9 protein-coding genes are annotated in these 12,581 nt (G+C 65.3%); 2 read left to right on the top strand and 7 right to left on the bottom strand.

Annotated elements, in window-relative coordinates; all coding sequences use genetic code 11:
• The first annotated feature begins 1 nt into the window (after nucleotide 1).
• Complete coding sequence (locus J4O76_RS12630) at nucleotides 2-1,981, top strand: ATP-binding protein (protein WP_426282171.1); 1,980 nt, start codon at nucleotides 2-4, stop codon at nucleotides 1,979-1,981.
• A 47-nt stretch (nucleotides 1,982-2,028) separates the two neighbouring features.
• On the opposite strand, the gene J4O76_RS12625 is transcribed toward J4O76_RS12630, so the two are convergent.
• The 7 genes from J4O76_RS12625 to J4O76_RS12595 all read right to left on the bottom strand — a co-directional run bounded on the left by J4O76_RS12625 (nucleotide 2,029) and on the right by J4O76_RS12595 (nucleotide 11,869).
• Nucleotides 2,029-4,425: a TonB-dependent receptor gene (locus J4O76_RS12625; protein ID WP_426282169.1), complete on the bottom strand. Its 2,397-nt coding sequence runs from the start codon at nucleotides 4,423-4,425 to the stop codon at nucleotides 2,029-2,031.
• A gap of 203 nt (nucleotides 4,426-4,628) precedes the next feature.
• Nucleotides 4,629-6,047, bottom strand: a complete 1,419-nt coding sequence (locus J4O76_RS12620; protein WP_426282167.1) for a coniferyl aldehyde dehydrogenase — start codon at nucleotides 6,045-6,047, stop codon at nucleotides 4,629-4,631.
• A 41-nt stretch (nucleotides 6,048-6,088) separates the two neighbouring features.
• Nucleotides 6,089-6,661, bottom strand: coding sequence for a hypothetical protein (locus J4O76_RS12615; protein ID WP_426282166.1), 573 nt, complete (start codon nucleotides 6,659-6,661; stop codon nucleotides 6,089-6,091).
• Nucleotides 6,662-6,765: 104 nt separating this feature from the next.
• Nucleotides 6,766-7,971, bottom strand: a complete 1,206-nt coding sequence (locus tag J4O76_RS12610) for an acyl-CoA dehydrogenase family protein (RefSeq protein ID WP_426282165.1) — start codon at nucleotides 7,969-7,971, stop codon at nucleotides 6,766-6,768.
• Nucleotides 7,972-7,983: 12 nt separating this feature from the next.
• Nucleotides 7,984-9,081, bottom strand: a complete 1,098-nt coding sequence (locus J4O76_RS12605) for an acyl-CoA dehydrogenase family protein (protein ID WP_426282164.1) — start codon at nucleotides 9,079-9,081, stop codon at nucleotides 7,984-7,986.
• The gene (locus tag J4O76_RS12600) at nucleotides 9,078-10,616 is read right to left on the bottom strand and encodes an acyl-CoA synthetase (RefSeq protein WP_426282163.1); all 1,539 of its coding nucleotides are present in this window, start codon (nucleotides 10,614-10,616) and stop codon (nucleotides 9,078-9,080) included. The genes J4O76_RS12605 and J4O76_RS12600 overlap by 4 nt, the downstream gene beginning before the upstream one ends.
• Nucleotides 10,616-11,869, bottom strand: coding sequence for an acetyl-CoA C-acetyltransferase (locus J4O76_RS12595; RefSeq protein WP_426282162.1), 1,254 nt, complete (start codon nucleotides 11,867-11,869; stop codon nucleotides 10,616-10,618). The genes J4O76_RS12600 and J4O76_RS12595 overlap by 1 nt, the downstream gene beginning before the upstream one ends.
• Nucleotides 11,870-11,965: 96 nt before the next feature.
• Here J4O76_RS12595 and J4O76_RS12590 point away from each other — a divergent pair, with 96 nt between their 5' ends.
• Nucleotides 11,966-12,538: a TetR/AcrR family transcriptional regulator gene (locus tag J4O76_RS12590; protein ID WP_162236821.1), complete on the top strand. Its 573-nt coding sequence runs from the start codon at nucleotides 11,966-11,968 to the stop codon at nucleotides 12,536-12,538.
• Nucleotides 12,539-12,581 lie beyond the last annotated feature (43 nt).

The following is a 12,581-nucleotide window of genomic DNA, read 5'->3' as shown; positions in this document are numbered from 1 at the left end:
CATGGACGATCGCGTCCTGATCCTGGCGCCCCGCGGGCGCGATGCGGCAATCGCGTCGGACCTGCTCGGGCGGAATGACATCGTTGCCTACGTGTGTCGCGACCAGATGGACCTGATCGCCGAACTCGCAAAGGGCGCGGGCGCGGTGATGCTGACGGAGGAAGCTCTCGCGACCGAGGAAGTCGCCCCGCTGGCGGAATGGGTCGCGGCGCAACCCAATTGGGCGGATATCCAGTTCGTCGTGCTGGCCAACGGAACGCGGACGCCGCGCACGCCGCGTGCCACGCAACGCCTTACTGACCTGGGCAATGTCCTGCTGCTGGAGCGCCCGCTGCATGCCGAGGCGATGCTGGGTGCGATCCGGTCGGCGCTGACGGCGCGGCGGCGGCAATATGAGTTGCGCGACGTCGCGGTGACGCTCGAACGCGCGGTACTCGACCGGACCAGCGAACTCAGAACCGCGCGCGAAAGCCTGGAAATCGCGCTCGAAGCTGCCGGCATGGGAAGCTGGGACATCGACCTGACGACCGGCGAATCCCGACGGACGCTGCGGCACGATGCGATCTATGGCTATCCGGAGGGTCGGCCCGACTGGACGATGGAAACCTTCCTGAGCCATATCGACGTCAAACAACGCAGCACCGTCACGCGCGCAATGACCGAAGCGACGCGAACCGGCGTGATCGACGTCGAGTACCGCATCGATGCGGCCGACGGTGCGTCACGGTGGCTCGTCGCCAAGGGGCGGGTTCAGTATGACGATGCCGGCAAGGCGGCGCGGATGACTGGCGTGGTCTCCGACGTCACCGATCGCAAGGAGGCCGACGCGCAACTCGCGCAGGCGCAGAAGATGGACGCGATCGGCCAGCTGACTGGCGGCGTCGCGCACGATTTCAACAATCTGCTGACGCCGATCGTCGGCAGCCTCGACCTGCTCCGCCGGCGGCACAAGGACGACGAGCGTACGCAGCGGATGATCAGCGGCGCGTTGCAGGCAGCAGAGCGCGCCGCGACGCTGACCCAGCGACTGCTCGCGTTCGCCCGGCGGCAGGCTCTCCAGCCGCGCGCCGTCGATATCGGCGCGCTGATCGACGGATTGGTCGACCTGATGCGGCGCTCGCTCGGGCCGTCGATCGCAGTGACGATCGAGATCCCGCGGCATTTGTCGTCGGCTCGGGTCGATCCCAACCAGCTCGAACTCGCGCTGCTCAATCTGGCGATCAACGCGCGCGACGCGATGCCTGGTGGCGGCAAGCTAACCCTAACCGTCAGTGAAGTCGTCGTCGACGATCGCAACGTCGTCGGCCTCGCGCCGGATCGCTATGTCCGGATCGCGGCGATCGATACCGGCGTTGGCATGGACCGCGCCACGCTCGCCCGGGCGACGGAGCCGTTCTTCTCTACCAAGGGTGTCGGCAAGGGCACCGGGCTGGGACTATCGATGGTCCACGGCCTCGCCGCGCAGTCGGGCGGCACGCTCCGCCTGACCAGCGAGCCCGGCTCCGGCACCACCGTCGAGCTGTGGCTGCCGGCAACCGAGGAAGCGGCGACCGAGGCGGTCGAGAATACCGCGGAGCCGGTCATCGCGCGGCGTGCGGCGAAGGTGTTGCTAGTCGACGACGAGGATCTGGTACGCGCGGCGACCGCCGACATGCTGCGCGACATCGGCTATGTCGTGGTCGAGGTCCCCTCCGCCAGTCAGGCGCTGTCGGCAATCCGATCCGGTGTCGATGCGGACATACTCGTCAGCGATTATTTGATGCCGGGGATGACCGGCGGACAACTCATCACCGAACTCTGGTCGTCGGGCAATCGCATCCCGGCTTTGCTCGTGACCGGCTATGCCGCCGCGGGCGAGGATGTGCCCGAGGGCGTCACGCGCCTGTCGAAGCCGTTCCGCCAGACCGATCTCGCCGCGCGGGTCGACGAACTGCTGCGCCAGTCGCCGCCGGGCCGTCCGAAGCTGCGCGCGGTCGAGTGAGATCGCGGACCGGGTGAATACCCCCCGGTCCAATCTCCTTCGGGGTATCAGAAGCCCTTCTTCAACGACACGAAGAACTGCCGTGGCGCGCCAGCGAGCAACGTCTGGTTGTCACCGCTGGCGGTGAAACCATTCGATCCGATCGTCGAAATATACTTCTTGTTGGTAAGGTTGGTCACGTTGCCCTCGATCGCGACGCCGTGAAGCGCACCGTCGCCCTCGAAGCGGTAGCCAATGCTCGCGTCGACCAGCACGCGGCTCGGCACCGACTGGTCGTTGAGATAGGTGAAGTAACGCTTGCTCATGTAATCCGCGCCGACCCGGCCGGTGAAGCCCGACTGTTCGAGCACGATCTCGCCCTTGACCATGTGCTTGGGCGTATCGACGACGGTGTCGCCCTTGCGGACCTGGACCGAGCCGGAGGCGTCGGTGACCGTGTCCTGATATTCCGCGTTGGTGTAGGAATAGCTGGCGAACAGCGAGAGCGGGCGGAACACGCGGTAATTGGCGGAGACTTCCGCGCCGTACGTGCGCACGCTGCCCGCGTTGTTGAGCGTCGGCGCGTTGCCGAGGATGCCGACCCCGTTCGCAAAGGCGAGAAGGCGGTTCGAGAAGTCGACATAATAGGCCACTGCCGAGGCTTGGAACGGTCCGCTATGCAAGCGGACGCCGCCTTCAGCCGTCTTCGAGCGCTCGGGCTTGAGGCGCCCGCGGACGGCGTTGAAGCCGGCCTGCGTCGCCGCGAACGGCCCGGTGGTCGCCGACGAGACGAACGCGCGCATGTTCTCGGTATAGTCGGCAAACACTTCCGCCGCCGGGGTCAGCTTGAACAGGATGCCGGCCTGAGGTTGGAACCAGTCTTTAGCGGAGATACGGCCGACCGAAAGCGGCGATGTCGTATCGGGCAGCATCGTCGCACTGTTGACGACATAGGCGCCCTTCCACCCGGCGTTGACGACCAGGCGGTCGTTCATGAGCTTCAGCGTATCCTCGACATGATACTGCATCGTGTCGGTGCCGTATTTGCCGTCCCACTGCGTCGCGTAGGAATTCTTCTGGAACTTCAGCACGTCGCGGTTGGGCTGCGCGCTGTCGGTCATGCCGTAGAAGCGCCGCGCCTGCGTGAAGGTGTTGGTCTCGAGCCAGCCACCGATCTCGAAGGTGTTCGCGCCGGTCTCGTACGCGATGTTGCTGAGCGCACCGCCGCGCTTGATGCTGTATTCCGTCGTGCGGAAGCCCAGCGGGCTCGGCGCGGTGATCGCGCTGCCGTCCTGGTTCAGCGCGCCGACCAGGGTCGGGGAATAGGGCGTGATCCACGACCCCTGGCCCTTGTTGTTGTGGTAATAGCCCGTGGTGGTCATCGTCAGTTCGGGCGTGAGGTTGGCGTCGAGCGTAACGCCGCCGAGGTAATCCCGCCGCACGCCACCGGCATCGAAATACGCATCGTCGACCGTCCCGAACCCGGTCGGGAAGGTCGTGCCCACGCCGGCCCACGGCGCGACGAAGCCGACCGAAGAGCCGTTGTTCGCCTTGGTGTAGGTCGCAAGCGCACCCTGGTTCTGGTAGGTCTTCGCGATCTGCAACGCGAGCGGATAGTTGTCGGCGATGTTGTCGTTACGCAGGCCACGGCGGCGAATGATGTCGTAGCTGAGATCCTGATAATCCTGCTCGCGACGATCGGAGAAGTTCACGAACGCGGACAGGCTGCCGAAGCTGCCCAGATCCTTGACGATCTTGCCGTTCGCCTGATGCTGGCGCTGGACGCCGTCGCCCTTCCACTTGTCGGTCGTCAGATAGCCGTAGCTGAGATAGCCCTTCAACCCGCCACCGAGATCGCCGCTGTCGATACGCGCATAGCCGCGGTACGTGTTGTCGGAGCCATAAGTGCCGCCGCCGGTGACGTTGGCCGTATCGCGGGGCTTGTCGCTGAAGAACTGGATCGTGCCGCCGAGATTGCTGGTCGATGCGGTGCCGAGCGCGCCGGCGCCCTGCGCGACTTCGGTGCGGGCGACGTTCTCGGAAATGATCGCGCGGCTGATGTGCAGTCCGTTGACGTTGCCGTAGCTCATGTCGCCGAGCGGCACGCCGTCGAGCGTGAAGCCGAGCTGGTTCTGGTTGAACCCACGCAGCGAAATGCGGACCGCCCATTCATACGCGCCGAACGGGTCGGACGCCTGGAAGTTGACGCCGGGAAGCTTCTCGATCGCCTTCAACGGGCTCGACCCGGGGGTGAGGCGCGCGAGGTCGACTGCGCTGACGCTCTGGACCTGGCGGCTCTGGCCGAAGCCGAGCACGACGATGTCGGACGACGTCTCGGGTGCCGGATCCGCCTGGACTTCTGCCGGCGCAGCTACCGGGGTTTCCGGTGCGGCCTGGGCAAACGCGGCAGGCGTAGCGAGCGCCGCGAGTGCAACACCGGCGAAAAGCGACGATATGGTCTGCATGATGTCCCCTGAAGCGCGACGGCGCTCAGCGGCCCTTTGCCGATCGACGTGACGCGTCCGCGACAGATCGAAGACGATTTCGAGACGGTCGCCGATATTGTTACGGTAGTGACCCGAATGCCTCGCCTAACGGGAGAGAGAAGGGGCCCGCGGCTACTTTGCCGTGGGAAGGGTGAGGGCACGTGTGCCAGTCACGATAGCCATCACCCCCGCATCATCCGCGCGATCGTCTTGGCCGCCGCCGCACCATAAGGCGGCTTGAGCCCGGCAAGCTTGGCCACATCGAGCTTCGACTGTTTGTAGACAGCCCGCGCATGGCTGAACGTCCGGAAGCCGTCGATGCCGTGATACGCACCCATCCCCGACGGTCCGCTGCCGCCGAAGGGAAGGTCCTCCATCGAGACGTGGAAGATCACGTCGTCGAGCGTCACGCCGCCCGAAATCGTCCGGTCCATCACCCGCCGCCGCTCGGTGTCGTCGGTGCCGAAATAATAGAGCGCGAGCGGCCGGTCGCGGCGGTTCACCTGCGCGATCGCGTCGTCGATGCCGTCGTAGCGGCGAATGGGCAGCACCGGGCCGAAGATCTCCTCCTGCATCACGATCATGTCGTCGGTCGCGTCGCGGACGATGTGCAGCGGCATCTTTCGCGAGTTGGCGGCGCCGAAATCCTCGTTGGCGGGGTTTACGACCTCGACGGCCGCGCCCTTCGCACGGGCGTCGGCGATCCAGTCGGTAAGCCGCTGGTGGTGGCGATCGTTGACCACCGACGTATAGTCGGCGTTAGCGAGCAGCGTCGGGTACATTGCACGGGCCGCCGCCTTGATGCCATCGACCACCGCCGCCTCACTTGCGGACGGGACGAGCAGGTAATCGGGTGCGAGGCAGATCTGACCGGCGTTCATCATCTTGCCGAGCGTCACGCGTTCGGTCGCCCGCGCGATATCGGCCGATGTGCCGAGGATGACTGGCGACTTGCCACCGAGTTCGAGCGTGACGGGCGTCAGATTGTCGGCGGCGGCGTGGAGGATGTGACGCCCGATTGCGGTCGCGCCGGTGAAGATTAGGTGGTCGAACGGCAGCGCCGCGAACGCCTTCCCGACGTCCGCGCCGCCCGAGATGACGGCGAATTCGTCTTGCGCGAAATACTTCGGCACGAGGTCCTCGAACAGTGCGGCCGTCGCGGGCGTATACTCACTCGTCTTCGCCATCGCGCGATTGCCCGCGGCGAGCACGCCTGCGAGCGGCCCCATCAGGAGGTTAACCGGGAAATTCCACGGCGCGATGATGCCGATGACACCCTTGGGCTGATACTCGACCCACGCCCTCGCGCCGAGTAGCCCTAGTGGAAATTGAACCGAGCGCCGCTCCCGCCGCATCCAGCGATCGAGATGCTTCGCGGCATGCGCTATCGGCGCGAGCGAGGCACCGATATCGGTGATCATCGTCTGCTCGCGGCTACGGTGCCCAAAATCCTCCGATACCGCGTCGCAGAACGCAGCAGCATTGTCCCGCACCATCGCCGCCGCGCGCTTGAGCCGGTCGAGGCGCACCGCCTTGGTGACGGGAAGCTCGGCCATGAAGGCGTCGCGTTGCGTGGCGAGGATCTTCTGCATATCGGTCATGGGGGCATCCTGGCGGGAGAGTTCTGACGGGCGAAGCGCTATCAGGTTTGACCAGGCAAAGCGGTTGGTTCGGCAGGTGCATATTGATGCACGAACCTCAATGAGAAGCCGGTTTCGCCAGCAGCGCGCCGTTTCGGATCGCTGATGCTCTGGTCAAAGAAAAACAGCGTCTCGATCGTCCTGTCCGGCAGTACACGCTCTTCGCCTATGGCATGAATGTGGATATCACCCTGATCGCCTTCCATAGGGCGCATCGGCTGGAACCCTCCGATCGCATTTTCGTACGTGTTCGCAATCGTACGATAGGCGTCCATGTTACCGATCTCCGGTGCGTTCCAACGGACGGAGCATGCATGGAATGGTGGATATTCGATCCATAGCGTGGCCCCGCCATCGTTCAGGTCCCAGGCACGTGCTGGATCATCACGCATCGTCACCTTTACTTCGGCCTTGGAGAGTTCGCGGGCGCCACGTGCGATCATCATCGCTTCAACGGCCTTGTCATCTGGAAAGCGAACAAGACAGATGTCTTGGTACAATTTGGTCATCCGCAAGAGGCGTTCGTCTGCCGCCGATGCAACCGATGCCATTAACAGCGCCAAAAATATCGACATCGTTTCCCCCGTAGATGCTTAGCGTTTACCTCGTCGCGTGCGCGTCCATGAAATATCGCTTCGGATCGAATTTAGTCCACATGCTCCTGCGAATATCGTGAGCTTTATGCCCCGACCGGCAGGTCCCGAAACGCCTGGTCCTTGTCGACGCGGATTTCGCCGGGGAGGCCGAGCACGCGTTCGGCGATGATGTTCTTGAGGATCTCGTCAGTGCCGCCGGCAATGCGGAGACCCGGTGCCCACATCGTCGCGGCGTGGAACGCGCCTTTGAGCGGGGTCAGCGCGGGGTCGGATATGATGCCGTATTGATCGCCTGCTTCGACCGCGGTGTTGCCGATCGCCTGTAGCTGGTTGGCGGCGACGATCTTGCCGATCGAGCTTTCGGGGCCGGGCACCTGCCCCTTCGACAGCGCGGTGATCGTCCGCATCCGGGTGTTGCGCAGGCCCTCCGATTGCACCCACCAGTCGGCGAGCGTCTGACGGAACGCGGCATCCTTCAGCAGCGGCCCGTCTGCGCCGTTGGCCTGGGCTGCGAAGGCGAGGATATCCTCGGGCCCGACGCCACCGCTCGTGCCGATCGCGAGGCGCTCGTTCATCAGCGTGAACAGCGCGACCTTCCAGCCGCCGTCTACGGGACCGAGGCGCTGCGCGTCGGAAATCCGGACGTCCTCGAACCAGACTTCGTTGAAGCTCGACCCACCGGACATCTGGTGGATCGGACGGATCTCGATCCCCGGTGCGTTCAGGTCGAGCCAGAACATCGTCAGGCCCTGGTGCTTCGGCACGTCGGGATTGGTGCGGACCAGGACGATGCCGTAGTCGCTGTAATGCGCGCCCGATGTCCAGACCTTCTGGCCGTTGATCACCCAATCGTCGCCGTCTCGGACCGCGCGCGTGCGGATCGCGGCGACGTCGGAGCCGCCGGCGGGCTCGGAGAAGAGTTGCGACCAGATTTCGTCGCCGCGTACCGCGGGGCCGACGAAGCGGTGCTTGGTCGCGTCGTCGGCATAGGCCATCACGGTCGGCACGCACATGCCGAGTCCGATCGTTAAATAGCTGCCGTCGACCGCATGTTTCGCCTCTTCCTGGCCGAAGATGACGCTTTCGATAGGCGTGCCGCCGCCGCCACCCCATTCCTGCGGCCAGGTGATGCACGCGTAGCCGCAGGCTGCCTTGCGCGCCTGCCACGCCTTCGCCTTGGCCATGTCGTCGGGGTAATGGCCGGCGTCGTATTCGGCGATGTTCGCGTCGAGCCACGCGCGTGCGGCGGCGCGATACGTGGCTTCGGCGTCGCTGTCCTTGAAGTCCATGGTCTGCTCCGATCAGGCGGCGTTGCGCATTTCAAGTTGGCCGACGAGGCGTTCGCGCCATGCCGCGGGGCTGCCGGCGACGAGTGCAAGCTGGCGAGAGCGGCGGTAATAGAGGTGGCAGTCGGACTCCCAGGTGAAGCCCATCCCGCCGTGCGTCTGGATGTTCTCCTTCGACGCGAACCAATAGGCGTCGGACGCGGCGACGCGCGCGGTGGCGGCGGCGAGCGGCAGTTCGGCGGCGCCGACGTTCAGCGCCCACGCGCCGTAATAGGCGTTCGAGCGCGCGAGTTCGTTCTTCACATACATGTCGGCGAGCTTGTGCTTGATCGCCTGGTATCCGCCGATCTGTCGGCCGAACGCGTAGCGATCGAGCGCATAGCCCTTCGCCATGTCGAGACAGCGATCCGCGCCGCCGAGCTGCTCGAACGCGAGGAGGACGGCGGCGCGGTCGAACACCGCCTGCATCGCGGCGATGCCGTCGTCGCTGCCAAGTTTCTCGCAAGGCACGCCATTGAAGGTGAGCCGCGCCGCGCTCCGCGTCGGGTCGAGCGTTTCGAGGACTTCCGCGGTGACGCCGGCGCTCTTTTCGACGAGGTAGAGGCCGTCGCGTGCCAGGACGACGATCAGGTCAGCGACGTCGCCATCCGTGACGGGAATCTTCTCACCGGTAAGTTTTCCACCGGAGACGGTGGTGCGGATCGAGCGTGCGGTGACCGGGCCGGCGCCTTCCGAGGTCGCGAATGCGCCGATGACCTCGCCCGCTGCGATCCTCGGCAGCCATCTAACTTTCTGGGCGTCACTGCCATAGAGCATCAGGGCCTCGGCGACGAAATAGACGGTCGAGGCGAACGGGATCGGCGCGCAGGCTCGCCCGAGTTCCTCGGCGATCGCGCAGAGTTCAATATGGCCAAGCCCCAGTCCGCCGAATTCCTCGGGGATCGCTGCGCCGAGCCAGCCTTGTGCGCCGACCGCTTTCCACAGGTCCGCATCATACGCTTTGGCGGGATCGTCGAGCACGGCGCGGACGCGGTCGCTGCCGCAATGCGCGCCAAGAAACTTGCGCGCCTCGTCCTTGAGGAATTTCTGGTCGTCGGAATAATCGAAGTTCATGCAGACTCCTTGGCTTGCGCCCAATATTCGTCGCGGAGCAGGCGCTTGTAGAGCTTCCCCGTCTCGTGCCGCGGCAGTGTCTCGCGAAAGTCGATCCGGCGCGGCGCTTTCACATGGCTGAGGTTCGCACGGGCGAAGGCGCTGAGTTCGGCCGCCAATTGCGCGCGGTCTTCGGACGGGTCGGCGGGGCATATGATTGCCACCACTTGTTCGCCCATCTCGTCGTCGGGCGCGCCGATCACCGCGACGTCGGCGACCTTCGGGTGCGTGACGAGGAGGTTCTCGATCTCGGCGGGATAGATGTTCACGCCGCCCGAGATGATCATGAAGCTCTTGCGGTCGGTGAGGTAGAGATAGCCCTCCTCGTCGAGCCACCCGACGTCGCCGAGCGTGGTCCATCCGTGCGCGTTGGCGGCCTCCGCGGTCTTGGCGGGGTCGTTGTGATATTCGAACGCCCCGCCGCCCGCGAAATACACGTCGCCTTCCGCGCGTGGCGGTAGCGCGTTGCCCGCCTCGTCGCAGATCATCGTCTGCGCGGTCAGGTTGCGGCCGACCGAGCCCTTGTGCGTCAGCCACTCCGCACTGGAGATCGCGCAGAACCCGTTGCCCTCGGTGCCGGCGTAATATTCGCCGATGATCGGCCCCCACCAGTCGATCATCGCCTGCTTGACCGGGAGCGGGCAGGGGGCGGCGGCATGCCAGACCGCGTTCAACGACGATACGTCGTAGCGCGCGCGGACTTCGGGCGGCAACTTGAGCAACCGGATGAAGTGCGTCGGCACCCATTGCGCGTGCGTGACATGGAACCGTTCGACCGCCGCGAGCGCGGCTTCGGGATCGAAATGCTCCATCACGACGACGGTGCCGCCGACCTGGTGCACCGCCATCGACCAGCGCAAGGGCGCGGCGTGATAAAGCGGCGCGGGCGAGAGATAGACCATCTCGGGGGTAAAGCCGTACAGCCCCTTGCCGAGCATCACGAGCGGCGAGACGTTGGTCCCGAACGGCTCGTCCGACAGCGCGTGCTTGACGCCCTTGGGCTTGCCGGTGGTGCCCGAGGAATAGAGCAGGATACCGCCGGGCGAGGGGTCGGCAATGGGCGTTGCGGGTTTTGCATCGCGCGCGGCTTCGTAAGACGCGTACCCGTCGATTGGGCCGTCGACAACATAGCGCCGCACGTCCTCGAGCATCGGAACCAGGGCCGCTGCCACCTCTGCACATCCCTTGCTGGCGATCAGCACGCGGCAGTCGCCATCGCGGATGATGTACGCCGCCTCGCTCGCGGTCAGTTTCGACGACAGGCACGTGCAGTACACGCCGGTGCGTTCGGCCGCCCACATCACCTCCAGATAGCGCGGCGAATTGTCCATCAGCACCGCAATCCCGTCGCCGCGCTTCAATCCGAGCGACCGGAACAGATGCGCACCCCGGTTCGCCCGTTCATCGAGGTCGCGATAGGTCACCGTCTCGCCCGTCGCCGCCATGATATAGGCGGGCTTGTCGGGGGTCGTCAGCGCGTGCGCGACGGGGTGCATCAGACGCGCTCGATGATGATCGCCGGGGCCATCCCGCCGCCCGCGCACATCGTCACGAGCCCGCGCTTCAGGTCGCGGCGTTCGAGCTCGTCCAATATCGTGCCGATCAGGATCGCGCCGGTCGCGCCGATAGGATGACCCAGCGCGATCGAGCCGCCATTGACGTTCACCTTGTCGCGGTCGAGCTTCAGGTCGCGGATAAACTTCTCCGCGACTACCGCGAACGCCTCGTTGATCTCCCATAGGTCGATGTCGTCGACCGTCAGCCCGGCCTTCGCCAGCACCTTTCGCGCCGCGGGAACGGGGGCGTTGAGCATCAGCGTCGGATCGTCGCCCATGTTCGCCATCGCGACAATCCGCGCGCGAGGCTTCAGCCCGTGCTTGGCGGCATAATCGGCGCTTGCAAGCAGCACGGCGGCGGCGCCATCGACCACGCCCGACGAATTGCCGGCATGATGAACGTGCGCGATTTCGAGGCCGGGATAGCGGCGGTTGATCTGCTTGCGATACGTCGTGCCCTTGTCGTCGAGCGGAATGTCGGCAATCCCGGCGAACGAAGGGCGCAGCGCAGCGAGGCCCTCGGCGGTGGTGTCGGGCCGCGGGTATTCGTCCTTTTCGAGCACCAGCGCACCGGTATCGTCGGTGACGGGGACGAGGCTGCGATCGAACCGCCCTTCGGCGACCGCCACCGCGGCACGGCGCTGGCTTTCCAACCCGAGCGCTTCGAGCGTTTCGCGATCGATCCCCTCGATACTGGCGATCGCGTCGGCGCAGATGCCCTGGTTCGATTGCGGATGCGCGGCGTCGAGCCGTGCGTTGCCCGAGCCGATCCCGAGCGGCCGCTTCCCCGCCGCCATGTCGTCCTGCATCATCGTCGTGGTCAGCGACATCATCTCGGTGCCTCCGGCGATCACGAGGTCCTCCATCCCGCTCATGATCTGCGCCGCGGCGAAGTTCACCGCCGTGATCCCGCCGCCGCAGAACCGGTCGAGCGTCGTCCCGCTCGCCTTGACGTCATACCCCGCGTCCAGCGCCGCCATCCGCCCGAGATCGCCGCTCTGCTCGCCGCGCTGAGTCGAGGTCGACCAGATGATGTCGTCGACATCGGCGGTATCTAGCTTGTTTCGCTCGGCAATCGCCTTCAGGACGGTCGTGGCGAGATGTTGGGGGTGCATGTGCGCAAGCGCGCCCTTGCCGGTCTTGCCGATACCGCGCGGGGTACGGACGGCGTCGATGATCAGTGCCTCGGCCACATCGCTCTCCTGTTGCACCCGCCGGTTCGGTCGTGGTGCCTGATGCCGGATTGCGTCCGGCTTCGGTACGACGTAACATTCGTTATGGGGAATGGCTTGTCAAGCAGGGTATTGTTGGAAGACGGGGCGGCACCACGCGCAGATCTGGCGCCGCGCGACTGGTTGGAAATCGGCTTGCAGTTGCTGAAGAATGGCGGGCTCCGCGCGCTGAAGCTTCGCGGTCTAGCGCAAGCGCTTGGTGCGTCGACGGGAAGCTTCTATCATCATTTCAAGGACTTCGATGGGTATCATGCGGCGCTCGCAGGATATTTCGTCGAAGCGCATATCGATCCGTTGATCGTCACGCTGTCCGCGTCGGAGCTTCCACCGGTCGAGCGCATTCGCGCATTCGCGGATCATGTTCGCGACCACGACATGGCGCAGCTGGCCTTGGCGATGCGGGCCTGGGCGAAAAGCGACGCGCGGGTGGCCGCGGCGATCCGCGAGCATGACGACACGGTGATGGCGTTCCTCGTCGAGCAACTCGTGGCGCATGGGTTCGAACCTGCCGAAGCGGGGATTCGCAGCTATGCGCTGTTGGCGATCGGCCTCAGTCAGGTCCATGCCGCCGAAGGGATTGAGCGCAGCGTCGTTCGCGAGGGATTGCTGACACTGCTGTGCGAGCGCTAGCGTAGTGGACTGACGCGACTCCGTAAAAAAGCGGAGCGCGAAC

Source organism: Sphingomonas sp. NFX23 (genome assembly GCF_049887795.1).
Lineage (GTDB): Bacteria > Pseudomonadota > Alphaproteobacteria > Sphingomonadales > Sphingomonadaceae > Sphingomonas.
The sequence above is the reverse complement of the archived record's forward strand: the minus strand, read 5'-3'. Positions and strand labels throughout refer to the sequence as shown.